General features: G+C 39.3%; 16 protein-coding genes. 14 read left to right on the forward strand and 2 right to left on the reverse strand.

Annotated elements, in window-relative coordinates; all coding sequences use genetic code 11:
• The first annotated feature begins 1 nt into the window (after position 1).
• From CYG50_RS10670 to CYG50_RS10690, 5 genes are all read left to right on the forward strand, one after another.
• Positions 2-829 (forward strand): YfdQ family protein, encoded by an 828-nt coding sequence (locus CYG50_RS10670; protein ID WP_102137757.1) that lies wholly within the window; start codon positions 2-4, stop codon positions 827-829.
• A gap of 104 nt (positions 830-933) precedes the next feature.
• Positions 934-1,509 carry a hypothetical protein gene (locus CYG50_RS10675; protein ID WP_102137756.1) on the forward strand — a complete coding sequence of 192 codons (576 nt, stop codon included), beginning with the start codon at positions 934-936 and terminating at the stop codon, positions 1,507-1,509.
• A 69-nt stretch (positions 1,510-1,578) separates the two neighbouring features.
• Positions 1,579-1,821, forward strand: a complete 243-nt coding sequence (locus CYG50_RS10680) for an excisionase (protein WP_102137755.1) — start codon at positions 1,579-1,581, stop codon at positions 1,819-1,821.
• Positions 1,805-2,932, forward strand: a complete 1,128-nt coding sequence (locus CYG50_RS10685; RefSeq protein WP_102137754.1) for a phage integrase Arm DNA-binding domain-containing protein — start codon at positions 1,805-1,807, stop codon at positions 2,930-2,932. Before CYG50_RS10680 ends, CYG50_RS10685 begins: the two co-directional genes overlap by 17 nt.
• Positions 2,933-2,991: 59 nt before the next feature.
• Positions 2,992-3,936 (forward strand): hypothetical protein, encoded by a 945-nt coding sequence (locus CYG50_RS10690; protein ID WP_102137753.1) that lies wholly within the window; start codon positions 2,992-2,994, stop codon positions 3,934-3,936.
• Between the two features lie 161 nt (positions 3,937-4,097).
• Here the strand turns inward: CYG50_RS10690 and icd are convergent, their stop codons facing one another.
• Positions 4,098-5,351 (reverse strand): NADP-dependent isocitrate dehydrogenase, encoded by a 1,254-nt coding sequence (gene icd, locus CYG50_RS10695; protein ID WP_004253371.1) that lies wholly within the window; start codon positions 5,349-5,351, stop codon positions 4,098-4,100.
• A gap of 533 nt (positions 5,352-5,884) precedes the next feature.
• On the opposite strand from icd, the gene rluE reads away from it, so the two are divergent.
• From rluE to CYG50_RS10740, 9 genes are all read left to right on the forward strand, one after another.
• A complete protein-coding gene (rluE, locus tag CYG50_RS10700; protein WP_102137752.1) occupies positions 5,885-6,535 on the forward strand; it encodes a 23S rRNA pseudouridine(2457) synthase RluE in 651 nt (216 codons plus the stop codon).
• Positions 6,528-6,977: an NUDIX hydrolase gene (locus CYG50_RS10705; RefSeq protein ID WP_102137751.1), complete on the forward strand. Its 450-nt coding sequence runs from the start codon at positions 6,528-6,530 to the stop codon at positions 6,975-6,977. Before rluE ends, CYG50_RS10705 begins: the two co-directional genes overlap by 8 nt.
• A gap of 139 nt (positions 6,978-7,116) precedes the next feature.
• Positions 7,117-8,220 (forward strand): tRNA 2-thiouridine(34) synthase MnmA, encoded by a 1,104-nt coding sequence (gene mnmA, locus CYG50_RS10710; protein ID WP_102137807.1) that lies wholly within the window; start codon positions 7,117-7,119, stop codon positions 8,218-8,220.
• A 2-nt stretch (positions 8,221-8,222) separates the two neighbouring features.
• Positions 8,223-8,849, forward strand: a complete 627-nt coding sequence (hflD, locus tag CYG50_RS10715; RefSeq protein WP_102137750.1) for a high frequency lysogenization protein HflD — start codon at positions 8,223-8,225, stop codon at positions 8,847-8,849.
• 17 nt (positions 8,850-8,866) lie between these two features.
• Positions 8,867-10,237, forward strand: a complete 1,371-nt coding sequence (gene purB, locus CYG50_RS10720) for an adenylosuccinate lyase (protein WP_102137749.1) — start codon at positions 8,867-8,869, stop codon at positions 10,235-10,237.
• Between the two features lie 240 nt (positions 10,238-10,477).
• Entirely contained in the window at positions 10,478-11,152 is a 675-nt protein-coding gene (gene phoP, locus CYG50_RS10725; protein ID WP_102137748.1) for a two-component system response regulator PhoP, read from the forward strand.
• A gap of 1 nt (position 11,153) precedes the next feature.
• The gene (gene phoQ, locus CYG50_RS10730) at positions 11,154-12,611 is read left to right on the forward strand and encodes a two-component system sensor histidine kinase PhoQ (RefSeq protein WP_181490123.1); all 1,458 of its coding nucleotides are present in this window, start codon (positions 11,154-11,156) and stop codon (positions 12,609-12,611) included.
• A gap of 246 nt (positions 12,612-12,857) precedes the next feature.
• Positions 12,858-13,982, forward strand: a complete 1,125-nt coding sequence (locus CYG50_RS10735; protein ID WP_102137746.1) for a ribosomal protein uL16 3-hydroxylase — start codon at positions 12,858-12,860, stop codon at positions 13,980-13,982.
• Between the two features lie 328 nt (positions 13,983-14,310).
• A complete protein-coding gene (locus CYG50_RS10740; protein WP_102137745.1) occupies positions 14,311-14,910 on the forward strand; it encodes a LysE family translocator in 600 nt (199 codons plus the stop codon).
• A 50-nt stretch (positions 14,911-14,960) separates the two neighbouring features.
• Here the strand turns inward: CYG50_RS10740 and pepT are convergent, their stop codons facing one another.
• Positions 14,961-16,196 carry a peptidase T gene (pepT, locus tag CYG50_RS10745; protein ID WP_102137744.1) on the reverse strand — a complete coding sequence of 412 codons (1,236 nt, stop codon included), beginning with the start codon at positions 16,194-16,196 and terminating at the stop codon, positions 14,961-14,963.
• Between the last annotated feature and the right edge of the window lie 313 nt (positions 16,197-16,509).

Below are 16,509 nucleotides of genomic sequence, written 5' to 3' on the forward strand. Positions count from 1 at the left end.
TATGTCTCAATTAAATGGTGATGCTATTTCTCAAATTACAGAACTAGCTATTTCCGGTGTTCGTTTAGGTGCTGTAGAAAATATGCCTTGCCCTGCTGTTGCTAAACCTGAAGGGCTTGAAATTGTAAATCTTGAAAAGTATCAAAATAATCGTTACCGCTTCCGTGGCTCATTAAAAACCACCAGCATTAGCGATTTTGTTAAATATTGTATTGGTTATTCTGATGCAGATGGTGTTCGTTGTTTTATCAATGCTGAAGATATGAGCGCAAAAACTATCTTTAATCTCGGTACTATTGCAGCTCCTGGTCACGCAGATAACTCTGCTGTAATTGGCCTGAAAAAAACATCCCCTTTTTCCGCTGTTCTATCCATTAATGGGCGTAAACAAGGACAAAAAGAACTTGCTGAGTGGTTGGAAGATTGGCGCGATTTCCTATTGGCTTTCGACGCTGAAGGTAATGTTCTCGATATTAAGCAGGCTATTGGTGCTGTTCGTCGAATTACTATTGAATCAAGCCGTTCATCCGATCATGAAGATAGCGATTTTTCGGCTAAGAAATCAATTATGGAAAACGTCGAAGCAAAAAGCAAAGACATTATGCCAGCTGCTTTTGAGTTCAAATGTACCCCCTATGAAGAATTGCAAGAACGCGCAATTAAACTTCGTTATAGCATTTTAACTTCACACGATACGCCAGCATTAGTTCTTCGTATTGTTCAACTTGAAAATTTAGAAGAACAAATGGCACAGGAATTTCGTGATCTGCTTGCTTCCAAATTTGAAGTCTCTCAGATCGAAACATTCATTGGGAATTTTTCAGCTTAACTAATTTATGCGCCGCTGAACTGGTGGCGCTATTTATTATAGTGAATCAATAAAATTAGAATGATAAACTAAAGCTTTATAATTTTAAAAAATTTAGAGGACTTATGAAACTACGTGAATATAGACAAGAGTTGCGGAGCAAACAACAAAAGAATGTATTTGGCAACACCCCAAAAAATGATGAGGATTTAAATAATTATATTCAAAATATGGTAAATGATGGTGTAATTGATACATTATTAATTTTAACATCCCTCTTGGCATCTTTGTCTTTCGCATTTTTTATTGGTTTGCTTAGTGTAAACTCAGCAGTGATTGAGAGTTCTACCTCAATCAAAATCGCTATATTTTTAATTTCAATCTCATTATCTCTAAACACATTATTTTCATTAATAATATTCCATTCAAAAAACAGAAGTGATTCACAAGGTATTCATGTCTTATGCATAACTTTAACTAAGAGTTATATCAGGATACTTTATGGAATTTCTATGTTTTCACTCCCATTAGGGTTCTTATTCCTCATATATTACTTTTCTCCTTTTATTTTTATCTTTTCCTTCATATTTATTTGCATACTATTATTTCTATGGAACAAAGCAGAAGAAGACTCTAGGCAAGTTTTTAAAAAGTTAAATTTATTAAATAATAAAACGCAAGAAAGCAATGATCAAAACTGATTATTAGCAACATAGTGTTAAGCTCAATAATATAAATCTGTATGCGGCAGATGTGTGGAGGTATTTACTGTGACACGTACAAAAACATTGAAATCTTGGGCTCAGGAAGAGTTTGAAGCGCCAGTGCCAAGTTATCAAACATTAATACGTTACGCAAAAAACGGCATGATATCACCCCAGCCATTTAAGGCTGGTCGTTGTTGGCGGGTCGACACAAATGCAAGATTTATTGGAATGAATAACAAACCGACAATCAAGCAAAATGACGATCCGCGATTACTGAGGATATTAGAGGATGGCTCGTCCACGTAAATACAATATCAACATACCGGGATTATCATGTTATATCGACGCCAGAACAAAGAAAGTGTACTGGCGTTATAAGCATCCTATAACTGGTAAATTCCACGGATTGGGCACGGATGAAAGTGCAGCCAAAGCAATCGCTATTGAGGCTAATTCCCGACTTGCTGAAGCAAAAATGAACCAGTTAATTAAAGCCAAGGATGAAATAAGCCGAAAGCTAAAAAAAGGAATAACAGTTCATACATGGCTAGATCAGTTTTTAAAAATACAAAAAGAACGCTTGGAATATGGCGAAATAAAACTCAATACATATAAGCAAAAAATATCGCCAGTTGAGGTTTTTCGGCAAGCGTGTGGTAACCAAATTATTTCTGAAATAGATGTTAGAGACATTGCCTCTATCGTTGATGAATACAAAGAGCGTGGGCAAACAAGAATGGCTCAAGTAGTAAGAATGGTTTTAGTCGATGTATTTAAAGAGGCTCAACATGCTGGTGAAGTTCCACCAGGATACAACCCCGCACAAGCAACAAAATTACCGATGAACAGAATTAAGCGCCAGCGATTAGACTTTGATGAATGGCTAGTGATCTTTAATGAGGCCGAAAAAACGCAACGTTATTTGCAAAATGCAATGCTACTAGCGGTCATAACTGGCCAGCGTTTGGGTGATATTGCGAAAATGCGATTTGACGATATTTGGGATGACCACTTACATGTTATACAGGAAAAAACAGGCTCTAAAATTGCAATCCCCCTTTCATTGCATTGTGAAAAATTAGGGTATTCATTAAGAGATGTAATTGCTCGATGTCGAGATCTAATAGTTAGCCCTTATATACTTCATTATCACCATACGACCTCACAAGCTAAACGTGGCGGACAAGTTTCAAGTAATGCAATCACAACATTATTTCAGCGAATTAGGGATCAGACTGATTTGAAGTGGGAAGATGGAACCCCGCCAAGTTTTCATGAACAACGTTCTTTATCGGAAAGGCTATATAGAGATCAAGGCATTGATACTAAAACATTATTGGGGCATAAGAGCCAAGCAATGACCGATAAGTATCATGATGATCGAGGAAAGAATTGGCAGGTCTTATCTGTAAAATGATATATTAATTTTTCTAAACAAAAAATTATCATTACAATTCTTTTTTGAAGGAGTGTGTTATGAAAGTAGTTTTTAATGTGGGTGGAAAAAAAGTCCCCCTTAAATCCTTGCAATATATAAGCAAAGCAAATCAACTTGAAGTTATGCGCAATTGGTTTTTTGAAAACTTCGAAGATCCAGTTCATTCATGTCCTTATAACGGCGGTGATGGCGGTTATGCATATATTTATGGTGGGCCATATGACGCAAGAGAAGAGCTACAAGCAATGTTTGAGAGTTACGTAAAACTTGATCTTATTGAAGAATTAGTAAGCGAACTCCAAGATCAGTGCTATGACTGGTCAGGTAACTCCAACAATATAGATGATTGGTATGATGATGACTTATACAACGCGGTAACTTCTTCTGAGGAGCCTTTTGTTAAGTTTAATGAAAATATAAACAAAATAAAATTACTCGCAGAAGCAGAACATAAAGATAAGCAAAGAGATCATTTGCTAGGTCTCTTATATACAAACATCATTACAGCTTTAGAAACTCTTTATGTTGAATTATTTATTCACTCTTTAGAAGAAAATGACTTATATATTTCTAATTTGATCGAAAAAGGTAAAACAGAATTCAAGGTGAGCAAAGAGATTCTAGCTTTGCCATTTAAAGGTGAGTCTATTGAAAAAATAAAACAAGAGCTAATCCGGTCTGTCAAAGAACATTTAATTAGCGCAAGCTGGCATAACACAGACAAAGTAGTTGGACGCTATAAGGCTACTTTTAACATTAAAACACAAAAAGACTGGCCAATAACCGAAATTGAGGCTGCAACTCTAACCCGCAATCATTTAGTCCATCGTGGCGGTAATGATAAAGAAGGTAACCCAGTAACAATTACCGAGCAAGATTTAGAGCAATTGCTTGATCATGCAATGCAGATTGGAACTAAACTAAACGATAGTCTCATAAGTGCCCTGCAAGAACAATCCAGCATGACTGACTGGGAATTCTAGATAAGAATGTGAAGAATATATAGCCCAATCCATACCAAGTTTTAATATATTTTTAGCACGTTTTGCAGAAGAGTTTTGCAGGAGTTTTGCAGAAGAATTTTTCTAGGCAAAATAAAACGGGAGTTTTTAGGCTCCCGTTATTAATCACACCACGTAATAAATTACATGTGTTTAATGATTGCGTCACCGAATTCGCTACATTTCAGTAATTTAGCGCCTTCTAATTGGCGTTCGAAGTCATAGGTTACCGTCTTAGCTTCGATTGCGCCTTCCATACCTTTAACGATTAGGTCAGCCGCTTCAGTCCAGCCCATATGGCGTAGCATCATCTCAGCAGAGAGAATGATAGAGCCTGGGTTTACCTTGTCTTGGCCCGCATATTTTGGTGCAGTACCGTGCGTTGCTTCGAATAATGCACACTCAGAACCAATATTCGCACCTGGAGCAATACCGATACCACCAACTTGTGCTGCTAATGCATCAGAAATGTAGTCACCATTTAGGTTCATACACGCGATAACATCGTATTCAGCTGGGCGCAGCAGGATTTGTTGTAAGAAAGCATCTGCAATAACATCTTTAACAATGATATCTTTGCCTGTTTTAGGGTTTTTAATTTTAACCCATGGGCCGCCATCTAATAATTCACCACCGAATTCCTCTTGTGCTAATTGGTATCCCCAATCTTTAAATGCACCTTCAGTGAATTTCATAATGTTACCTTTATGAACTAAAGTCACTGAATCACGGCCGTTATCAATAGCATATTCAATAGCTGCACGAACTAAACGCTTTGTACCTTCTTCAGAACAAGGCTTAATACCAATACCACAATCTTGTGGGAAACGGATTTTAGTCACACCCATTTCATCTTTCAGGAATTTAATAACTTTGTCTGCTTCTGCACTACCCGCTTTCCACTCAATACCTGCATAGATATCTTCAGAGTTTTCACGGAAAATAACCATATCCGTCAATTCAGGTTGTTTAACTGGGCTTGGAGTGCCTTTGTAGTAGCGAACAGGACGTAAACAGATATACAGGTCAAGTTGTTGACGTAGTGCAACGTTCAGGGAACGAATACCACCACCAACAGGAGTTGTTAAAGGACCTTTAATTGAAACACGGTAATCACGGATTAAATCGAGGGTTTCTTCTGGTAACCAAACATCTTTACCATAAATTTGTGTAGATTTTTCACCGGTGTAAACTTCCATCCAAGAAATTTTGCGCTCACCGTTGTAGGCTTTTTTAACTGCCGCATCAACCACTTTTAACATTGCTGGTGTAACATCGATACCAATGCCGTCACCTTCGATATAAGGGATAATTGGGTTGTTCGGAACGTTTAGTTTGCCTTTTGCATCAATGGTAATTTTAGCGCCTTCTGCCGGAACTACTACTTTGCTTTCCATTAACCTCTCCTTTCACTTGCGTATTTTGCTTGTTAATTTTTTGTAAGAGACGTGTCAATACTACTTCAATCTGCGTCGAACGCCAATGATTACTCATCTAAGCTTCAATGCCGATCGCATTTAACGTACTGTTTTATCTTGTAAGTTAATCGAATAACTCTTTATAAACACTTTTAAATCAATAAATTAATTTAAGTATTCTATTATTGAAAATAAATCAAACCGCGATGAAAAGTTGTCAAAGACTCATTTGAGCGAGTGACTTGATTTTGATTAAAGTACTTCCCTACAAAAAATAATATTAGCAAGTTAACTCAAATTAAAAATACGTTTTGCTCACACTATCACCATCCAAATAAACTCATATGTACTTATTTTTAAATAGAAAATTGTTTTTATTGATTTAAATGTTTTTAAAGTTGTTAATTAAATATTACATCGCCATGAAAAAATACCTCCTAGGATCCAACCGTTAAATCTCCTACACTAGATGCGGTAAATAACCACAAATTATAAATTCTTATTGAATGGCCATGAACAGACCGAACACGAAATCCGTTTCGAAGAAAAACCGCTACTCACCGAGGCCTACCGCTTTAAAACATAAAGCTAAACGGGTTTCGGTTAGTTCGCAAACATCAACTAAAATCATTTTATTTAACAAACCCTTTGATGTTTTACCTCAATTTACTGATGAACAAGGCCGCGATACATTAAAAAAATATATTCCAATCACCGATGTATACGCAGCAGGACGCCTTGATAGGGACAGTGAGGGGCTTTTAATTTTAACCAATGATGGAAAGCTACAGGCGCGTTTAACACAACCACAGAAAAAAACAGGGAAAATATACTATGCTCAAGTAGAAGGGCTCCCTGATGACGAGGCGCTGCTAAAATTTCGGCAAGGGCTGGTGTTAAATGATGGTCCAACGCTCCCCGCAGGCATCGAGTTAGTTGGCGAACCAGAATGGTTATGGCCAAGAAACCCACCTATACGGGAACGCAAAAATATCCCGACCAGTTGGTTAAAAATCACCTTATATGAAGGACGTAATCGGCAAGTCCGTCGTATGACGGCAAATATAGGTTTTCCAACACTTAGGCTAATTCGCTATCAAATTGGTGAATTTAATTTGGGAAATCTTTCAGTTGGCGAATGGAAGGAGGTAACTGTTGTTTAAACCTAATGTGACTGTAGCAACTGTCGTGCATGCTCAAGGCAAGTTTTTAGTCGTGGAAGAGTGGATAAATAACAAACCCACGTGGAATCAACCTGCTGGGCATTTAGAAGCGAATGAGACTATTTTGCAGGCCGCTGAACGTGAGCTGCTGGAAGAAACTGGAATAAAAGCCACACCAACGCAATTAATTAAAATTCATCAATGGATTGCCCCAGATAAAACCCAGTTTATCCGCTTTTTATTCGCCGTAGAACTTGGTTCCCTTTGTGAAACACAACCACAAGACAGTGATATTAGCGAATGCCACTGGCTAACGGCCGAAGAAATTTTACATAGCAGCTGCTTACGCTCGCCATTAGTTGCTGAAAGTTTGCGCTGTTTTCTCACAGGAAAGCATTATCCTTTAGATATCTTAACGGCTTACGGTGATCATTACCTTTAAGCCCTTAACTTCTGCTTGGTGAAATCTTCACCAAGCAATAATATTCCCCTCTAACTCTGGTGTAATGCGGGAACAACATGCTAAAGTATGGGGCTTGATTTTTCCGCAGTGAGATATTTCCATGTCAAATAATAGTACCATGTCAGATAACAGCCAAAAAAAAGTCATCGTCGGGATGTCCGGTGGTGTTGACTCCTCTGTATCCGCTTACTTGCTACAGCAACAAGGGTATCAGGTTGCTGGTCTGTTTATGAAGAACTGGGAAGAAGATGACGACACAGAATATTGCTCGGCTGCGGCTGATCTTGCTGATGCGCAAGCCGTGTGTGACAAACTGGGTATTGAACTTCATACCATTAATTTCGCTGCTGAGTACTGGGACAATGTTTTCGAACATTTTTTAACTGAATATAAAGCAGGTCGCACACCAAACCCAGATATCCTCTGCAACAAAGAAATCAAGTTTAAAGCTTTCTTAGAGTTTGCTGCTGAAGACTTAGGCGCAGATTACATCGCCACTGGTCACTATGTTCGCCGCCGCGATGTTGACGGAAAAAGCCAGTTATTACGCGGTTTAGATGGCAATAAAGACCAAAGCTATTTTTTATATACATTAAGCCATGAACAAGTTGCTAAAAGTCTGTTCCCTGTTGGCGAACTGGAAAAACCTGAAGTTCGTCGCATCGCTGAAGAAATTGGCCTGATTACAGCGAAGAAAAAAGATTCAACTGGCATCTGTTTTATTGGCGAGCGTAAATTTCGCGACTTTTTAGGCCGCTACTTACCCGCTCAACCCGGCCCTATTGTGACTGTCGATGGCGAAACCATTGGCCAACATGAAGGTTTGATGTACCACACTTTAGGTCAACGTAAAGGTTTAGGTATCGGCGGTACAAAAGAGGGGTCTGAAGAACCTTGGTATGTTGTCGATAAAGACGTTGAAAACAATATTCTTATCGTTGCGCAAGGCCATGAACACCCTCGTTTAATGTCTGTTGGGTTAATTGCCCAGCAGTTACATTGGGTTGACCGAAAAACAATGACTGAGCCGCTACGTTGCGTTGTAAAAACACGTTATCGCCAAGCGGATATTCCTTGTACTATTACCCCACTGAGTGATGAACGCATTGAAGTCGCTTTTGATTACCCAGTTGCGGCTGTCACTCCAGGTCAATCTGCTGTATTTTATATCGATGAAGTTTGTCTCGGTGGCGGTATTATTGAAGCCCGTATTCAGGAGTAAATGTGGCAAAAAACTATTATGACATTACGCTTGCTTTAGCGGGTATCTGCCAAGCAAGCGCAATGGTTCAAAAACTTGCACATGAAGGTGTTTGTCTTGAGAAAGACACTGAAACCATGGTCAATTGCCTCACCAATATGAATCCAAAATCCACTTTGGATGTCTTTGGTAATGATACCGAAAATTTAAAAACGGGACTCAGTGCCCTGTTAGGCATGTTAACAGGCGGCAACAGTGGTTTATCCGCTGAAATGACACGCTATATGTTAAGTATTATGGCACTCGAGCGTCGTCTCAATAAAAACCAAGAAGCGATGAACCAACTTGGCCAACGTATTGAGCAATTCGAACGCCAAGCTGATTATTTTGAGCCACTTTCTGAAGGTGTATTTAACGCGCTTGCGGGTATTTACGTGGACGTAGTCAGCCCTGCGGGACCTCGAATTCAAGTCACAGGTTCCCCTGATATTCTAAAGAATACGTTAGTTCAAGCAAAAGTTAGAGCCACTTTACTCGCAGGTATTCGCTGCGCGGTGCTTTGGCAACAAGTTGGCGGAAGTCGTATCCAACTCATGTTCTCTCGCAGTCGTCTGGCTAATCAGGCGAAAGATATTTTGTCTCACCTTTAAATCTGGAGTTGCTACCAATGGAATTATCCTCACTGACCGCTGTATCCCCGATTGACGGCCGTTACGGTGATAAAGTCAGCACTTTACGCACTATTTTTAGTGAGTTTGGTTTACTGAAATTTCGCGTGCAAGTTGAAGTTCGCTGGCTACAAAAACTGGCTGCAACCGCTCAAATCAAAGAAGTTCCTTCATTTGATGCTGACGCAATCGCTTACTTAGATGAAATTGTCGCGAACTTCGGTGAAAAAGATGCAATGCGTATCAAAGAAATTGAACGCACAACCAACCATGATGTGAAGGCCGTAGAATACTTCCTAAAAGAAAAAGTGGCAAACATCCCTGCTCTTCATGCCGTTTCTGAATTTATTCACTTCGCTTGTACTTCAGAAGATATCAATAACCTTTCGCATGCATTGATGCTGAAAACCGCTCGCGAAGAAGTATTACTGCCACAATGGCGTCAAATTATTGATAAAATCAAAACAATGGCTCATGAGTACCGCAATTTGCCGTTACTATCACGTACTCACGGCCAACCTGCAACGCCTTCCACCATTGGTAAAGAGTTTGCCAACGTTGCTTATCGTTTGGAACGCCAATTCCGCCAGCTACAACAAGTTGAAATTTTAGGTAAAATCAATGGTGCAGTTGGTAACTATAATGCACATATGGTCGCTTACCCTGAAGTGAATTGGCACGAATTTAGCGAAACCTTCGTTACGTCTTTAGGCATTCAATGGAACCCATTCACCACACAAATTGAACCTCATGACTATATTGCTGAGTTATTTGATTGTGTCGCTCGTTTTAACACAATCGTGTTAGATTTCGACCGTGATATTTGGGGCTATATCGCATTAAATCACTTCAAACAAAAAACAATCGCTGGTGAAATTGGCTCTTCCACTATGCCACACAAAGTAAACCCGATTGATTTTGAAAACTCTGAAGGTAACTTAGGGTTAGCAAATGCCGTCTTAGGCCATTTAGCAAGCAAACTTCCAGTTTCTCGCTGGCAGCGTGACTTAACGGACTCGACAGTATTACGTAATCTCGGTGTCGGCTTAGGTTATGCATTGATTGCTTATCAATCAACCATGAAAGGCCTAAACAAATTAGAAGTTAATGAACAGCATTTACTGGATGAATTAGACCAAAACTGGGAAGTACTAGCTGAGCCGATTCAAACCGTAATGCGCCGTTATGGCATTGAAAAACCATATGAAAAACTCAAAGAATTGACCCGTGGCAAACGCGTTACCGCTGAAGGGATGAAACAATTCATTGATAGTTTAGAATTGCCAGAGCATGAAAAAGCACGTTTGAAAGAGATGACACCAGCTAACTACATCGGTTACGCTGTCACTTTTATTGACGAGCTAAAATAGCCTCGATAGTGTCAAATTGGGCGGCTTCTAAGTCGCCTTTTTTAATTACCATTCTGAATTCCCCGTTCTATCCCTCATGCTAAATTATCTAGAGATAAATATAGATAAACTATTTTTTAGGTTCGTTTGATTTATATTTACTTAATCCCTTGTCGTTCTTCAGAACTCTTTTTACCATAGCGTATCTAGTGCTACTATCTGATAAATTGTAGCTATCTCTTTTCAATATGAGGGTTTCCGATGCGTATTCTTATTGTCGAAGATAATGCATTACTTCGTCACCATTTAACCGTACAGCTTAAAGAGCTTGGTCATCAGGTTGACTCCGCTGAAGATGCAAAAGAAGCTGACTACTTTTTACACGAAAGTTGCCCAGATATCGCAGTAGTTGATTTGGGCTTACCTGATGAAGACGGGCTTTCCATGATAAAACGCTGGCGTGGCGAGCACGTCAATATTCCACTTTTAGTACTGACGGCTCGGGAAAGTTGGCAAGAAAAAGTACAAGCGCTAAACAGTGGTGCAGATGACTACGTGACAAAACCTTTCCAACTAGAAGAGCTGGTCGCCCGTATGCAAGCTTTAATGCGCAGAAATAGCGGTCTCGCGTCACAAGTACTCGAATTAGGCAATTTCGTTATTGACCTCTCACGTAAAGAATTTACAGTTAACGGTGAAACCGCCAAATTAACTGCTTTTGAGTACACCATCATTGAAACACTGCTTCGCAACAATGGGAAAGTGGTTAGCAAAGACTCGTTAATGCGCCAGCTTTATCCAGATGCCGAACTTAGAGAAAGTCATACTATCGATGTTTTAATGGGCCGATTACGCAAAAAAATTCAACAATTCCATAGTGATGATGTGATTGTCACTGTACGTGGCCAAGGCTATCGTTTTGATGTGAATGGCTAATATGAAGCTACGTAAATTTAAGTTCAAGCCCCTTTCGCTACGAGCGCGTTTTCTCTGTGCAACATCAGCCGTGATCTTGGCGCTCTCTTTGTCTTACGGTATCGTAGCAATTTTGGGGTATCTAATTAGTTTCGATAAAACAACTTACACCCTATTACGTAGCCAAAGTAACTTAATTTACAGCCTAGCCCAATGGCAAAATAATAAAATTGATATTCGTGTTCCACCAAATTTCACGTTAAATAACCCTACTTTGGTTATTATTTATGATGAACAAGGTCTCGTATTGTGGCGCCAACGGGATGTACCTAGCGTTGAACGGCTGATCCGTAATGATTGGCTAAAAAAAGAGGGCTTATATGAAATTGATACGGACATTCGTGAAACTCGCCAACTCCTAGACGACAACCCCGAGTTCAACACAAAATTAGACGACATGGGTAATGACGACGAACCGCTTACTCACTCCGTGTCCGTTAACCAATATGCAGCAAGCGAAAACCTGCCGCCTCTCACCATTGTCGTTGTTGACACCCTACCACAAGACTTACAAAATACCGGGTTAGTTTGGGAGTGGTTTGGTTACGTTTTACTGGCTAACTTAATTTTAGTCATCCCTTTATTATGGTTGGCCGCTTATTGGAGCCTACGGCCAATTAAATCATTAGTATCACAACTCAGTAGCCTAGAAAAAGGTGAACGGGATGCACTGGACGAGAACCCACCGTATGAGCTTCGCGGCCTAGTACGCAACCTTAATATTTTGTTAACGAATGAACGAAAGCGCTACAGTAAATATCGCACCACACTTTCTGATTTAACACACAGTTTAAAAACGCCGTTAGCTGTTTTACAGTCGACATTACGCCTGCTTCGCTCAGGCAAACAAATGAATATTGAACAAGCTGAGCCTATCATGCTTGAACAAATTGGCCGTATTTCTCAGCAGGTTGGTTATTATTTACACCGTGCGTCAACGCAGGGTGATGAAAACATGATGCTACGTGAAATTTCATCTGTTCCATCAATATTAGACAGCCTTGCAAGTGCCCTACATAAAGTTTACCAGCACAAAGGGGTTTCTATTACGGTTAATGTTTCTCCTGAAATAACCTGGCTAGGTCAGCCTAATGACTTCATGGAAGTAATGGGCAATATTATGGAAAATGCGTGTAAATATTGCCTTGAATTTGTCGAGGTTAGCGCTATTACGGGAGCTGATAGCTTAACATTAATTGTTGATGATGATGGTCCTGGAGTACCTGAAAGCAAACGTAGCTTAATTTTTGTTCGAGGGCAACGTGCAGATACGCTTCGTCCAGGCCAAGGTTTAGGCTTATCCATTGCCGTGGATATTATCGACCAATATGACGGGGAGATCACAATTAGTGACAGCCCTCTTGGCGGTGCTCGTTTATCCGTCACATTTAGGCAGCAATCTATGATTGAAGATAGTTAATCTGTGATATGTGTCCGTTTGCCCCCTATTTTACAAACCATTTCCGGTATACTATTTGTGAAGTGTTTTATGAAAAGTCGTTTAGGGTGGCTAACTTGTTTATGCCCAAGATAAACCGTCACCCCATGTTTCTCATAAAGTTTATTTAGCATCATACCAGTGTATATAGGTCATTTTTCAGTATTAAGGCCGGGTATATTGCAATAAACAGATTAGCAATATTTAGCAGCTCCAAGGGACAATAAGATGGATTACAAACTAAATCTCGACTGGCAAAGTTTTCTCGACAGTCACTGGCAAAAGCGCCCATTGCTTATTAAAAAAGGGTTTGCGAATTTTATTGATCCTATCTCACCTGACGAACTTGCCGGTTTGGCAATGGAAGATGAGGTTGATAGCCGTTTGGTTAGCCATAAAGAAGGAATTTGGCAAGTTGGTCATGGCCCATTTGAAAACTATGAGCACCTCGGTGAAGAAAATTGGTCTATTTTAGTTCAGGCTGTTGACCATTGGCATCACCCAAGCTCTGCGTTGATGAAACCATTCCGTGTGCTTTCAGACTGGCGAATGGACGATTTAATGATCTCCTACTCGGTTCCCGGTGGTGGTGTAGGCCCTCACTTAGACCAATACGATGTGTTTATTATTCAAGGTGAAGGCCGCCGACATTGGCGAGTGGGCGAAAAAATCCCAATGAAACAACACTGCCCACATCCTGACTTACTGCAAGTGCAACCCTTTGATGCCATCATTGATGAAGAGATGGAACCTGGCGATATTCTCTATATCCCACCAGGGTTTCCACATGAAGGCTACGCCATTGAACCTTCATTAAATTACTCAGTTGGCTTTCGTGCACCAAATACTCGTGAATTAATCAGTAGCTTTGCTGACCACTTAATCTCTAACGATTTAGGTAGTTACCGTTATAGTGACCCCGATTTATCATTTCGTGATAACCCCGCAGAGATCTTGCAAGGTGAACAAATTAAGCTGCGTGAGATGATGGGATCACTCATTAATGACCCTGAACTATTTCGTAAATGGCTAGGTGAGTTTATCTCACAATCACGCCATGAATTAGACATTGCGCCACCTGAGCCGCCTTATGAGCAAGAAGAAATCTATGATTTACTTAAAACTCAGCAAGAAACCTTATACAAATTAAATGGTCTTAGGGCATTGCGTGTTGGCGACCAATTTTTTGTGAATGGAGAATGCTTAGAAACTGAGTGTTATGAAGCCGCTGATAGCTTATGTCGCTATGATGCTGTTAATAGCCAACTTTTAGCTGATGCCATTGATGACGTTAATTTTATCGCACTGCTTACCGCACTCGTCAATAATGGTTACTGGTATTTTGATGATTAATCGGTACCTATAATATTAAATTTGTATTTTATGAAAGGCTCATTAAATATGGGCCTTTTCTTCAAAATAATCTTATTAGTATTATATAACATCTCTCTCCTACCCATTAATAAAAACCGCTGACTGTAATTAAAATACCTTTATTAATAACTAAATTATTTATTTTAATATGTATTTCATTCCCCGTTCATATACTCCCATTATGAGTCTTACTTACCCATAAGCACGCAAAGATAAAGGACTTTATTTGATTCGATTCTAAACTCTTTTACTTCAATATCGCCAATTTTACACAGCATTAATTGCTTCTTTTAAAGATGATAACAACATGAACATAGAAACACTTTTGGCTTTATCATTGTTTTCCTTTGTGACATCCATAACGCCAGGACCCAATAATATTATGTTACTTGCTTCAGGCATTAATTTTGGATTTAGAAAAACATTGCCGCATTCATTTGGGGTATCAATCGGTTTTCTTATTATGCTCGTTGCAGTAGGGCTAGGTGTGGGCACATTGATCCAATCATCCCCTATGGTTTATTCGATATTAAAATATTTTGGAATTATTTATTTGTTCTGGCTTGCATGGAAAACGACTATTAGCCACTCAATTGCACAGACAAATAACCAAGAAATTAAACCACTAACTTTCTTAGAAGCGGCACTATTTCAATGGATAAATCCTAAAGCATGGATGATGGCGGTCTCTGGAATGGCTATGTATACCAATACAATTTCACCCTATTTATCAATGTTGCAGGTCGCTATAATATTTGCAGCTGTCAATTGGCCATGTGTTGCTATCTGGGCTATGTTTGGAAGTAAATTAAGAGAAAGGCTAAAACAGCCTAAGACATTAAAGCGATTTAACTTAGTCATGGGAGTTTTACTGGCACTCAGTGGTATTTCTGTATTATTTCAATAGCAATAGTAAGAGCGCTTATTGTTATAAGCACTCTTACTTCTCAAAAAATATCACGATTGCCGTGCGTGAATAGCCGTTAGCTCCGCAATACGCATGATCACACTAACAGCCTGCTCCATACCTTCTTGTGTTATAAATTCATGTTTACTATGGAAATTATAACCACCTGTGAAAATATTTGGGCACGGTAAGCCGCGATGTGAAAGCTGAGCACCGTCGGTACCACCACGAACAGGTTGAATAACGGGCTCAATGCCACAATCAAGCATTGCTTGTTTCGCTAATTCAATAACATGTGGGTACTTCATGACCTCTTTATGCATGTTATAATAGGTATCATCAAGCGTCAGTTCGATATAACAGCTTGGATGTAGCCCTTCGCCAACTTTTTCAGCAATTCGAATGATATTTTTCTTCCTAGCTTCAAAGCCTGCTAAGTCAAAATCACGAATAATATAATTCAACTCGGCCTTTTCTACTGTCCCTTTTAACGATGTCAAATGATAAAACCCTTCATATCCCTCTGTATTTTCAGGTATTTCATCAGGAGGTAACATCGAGTGAATACGATTCGCTAAACCTAATGCATTAACCATCACCCCTTTGGCTGTACCTGGATGGGTGTTATTACCGACAATTTTAATCGAAACATTGGCCGCATTAAAATTTTCATACTCTAATTCACCAACACCACCACCATCGACGGTATAGGCCCACAATGCATCAAATTGTTTAAAATCGATATGGCGAGCCCCGCGTCCTATCTCTTCATCAGGTGTAAATGCAAGACAGATTTTACCATGCGGAATATTCTTTTCCTTTAAGCGTACTAATGCTGTAATGATTTCTGCAATACCCGCTTTGTCATCGGCACCGAGTAAAGTTTTACCATCGGTCATGATCAGGGTTTTACCAATCATTTCATGGAGTACCGGAAACATCACAGGGGATAGCACTTCATCACCAATACCTAACGCAATATCCCCTCCTCGATAATTTTCGAGTATTTGTGGACTCACGTTTTTACCTGAGAAATCAGGCGCTGTGTCTAAATGTGAAATAAAACCAATCGTTGGAACATCCCAACTAACATTTGATGGCAAATAGGCCATCACGCAACCTTGGTCGCTTAGTGTTATTTTTTCAAAACCTAATTCGTTCAGCTCATTAACTAATGCACGGGCAAACTTTAACTGTCCCGCACTGCTCGGTACTGTTTTTGCGTTTAGTTTTGACTGTGTGTCGAAAGCGGTATATTCAAAAAACCGCTCTAAGAGTTTGTCCATACCCTTCCCCCTAAAATATTAATGCTCATATTATGGGAAAGATCACAGATTCAATTATTGTCTCAAATCAGCTTTCCTGTTAATGCTCACTATTTTTATGATAAATCTTTAATAAAATTTATTTTTCAGCCTATTTTTTTATTGATTAACTATTATAGTCACAATCAGCACATATAATTAATAAAGCTAATAATCAAATTATATTAATTAGTAGGTTGTTCGTTATTTGTTACCTAAAAACACTCCATTTGGTTAACTTTCACTCACCCACTACACAGATCATCAATTATTAAATTAAAATAGTGTGCTATAT

Origin of the sequence: Providencia huaxiensis (assembly GCF_002843235.3) — a bacterium.
Taxonomy (GTDB): domain Bacteria; phylum Pseudomonadota; class Gammaproteobacteria; order Enterobacterales; family Enterobacteriaceae; genus Providencia; species Providencia huaxiensis.

Bases quoted from the DNA above. Each gene is read 5' to 3' on its own strand.
- icd (WP_004253371.1), bottom strand. From the start codon at position 5,351: ATGGAAAGCAAAGTAGTAGTTCCGGCAGAAGGCGCTAAAATTACCATT.
- pepT (WP_102137744.1), bottom strand. From the start codon at position 16,196: ATGGACAAACTCTTAGAGCGGTTTTTTGAATATACCGCTTTCGACACA.
- phoQ (WP_181490123.1), top strand. From the start codon at position 11,154: ATGAAGCTACGTAAATTTAAGTTCAAGCCCCTTTCGCTACGAGCGCGT.
- CYG50_RS10735 (WP_102137746.1), top strand. From the start codon at position 12,858: ATGGATTACAAACTAAATCTCGACTGGCAAAGTTTTCTCGACAGTCAC.
- CYG50_RS10740 (WP_102137745.1), top strand. From the start codon at position 14,311: ATGAACATAGAAACACTTTTGGCTTTATCATTGTTTTCCTTTGTGACA.
- purB (WP_102137749.1), top strand. From the start codon at position 8,867: ATGGAATTATCCTCACTGACCGCTGTATCCCCGATTGACGGCCGTTAC.
- CYG50_RS10670 (WP_102137757.1), top strand. From the start codon at position 2: ATGTCTCAATTAAATGGTGATGCTATTTCTCAAATTACAGAACTAGCT.
- CYG50_RS10685 (WP_102137754.1), top strand. From the start codon at position 1,805: ATGGCTCGTCCACGTAAATACAATATCAACATACCGGGATTATCATGT.
- CYG50_RS10675 (WP_102137756.1), top strand. From the start codon at position 934: ATGAAACTACGTGAATATAGACAAGAGTTGCGGAGCAAACAACAAAAG.
- CYG50_RS10690 (WP_102137753.1), top strand. From the start codon at position 2,992: ATGAAAGTAGTTTTTAATGTGGGTGGAAAAAAAGTCCCCCTTAAATCC.
- phoP (WP_102137748.1), top strand. From the start codon at position 10,478: ATGCGTATTCTTATTGTCGAAGATAATGCATTACTTCGTCACCATTTA.
- rluE (WP_102137752.1), top strand. From the start codon at position 5,885: ATGAACAGACCGAACACGAAATCCGTTTCGAAGAAAAACCGCTACTCA.
- mnmA (WP_102137807.1), top strand. From the start codon at position 7,117: ATGTCAGATAACAGCCAAAAAAAAGTCATCGTCGGGATGTCCGGTGGT.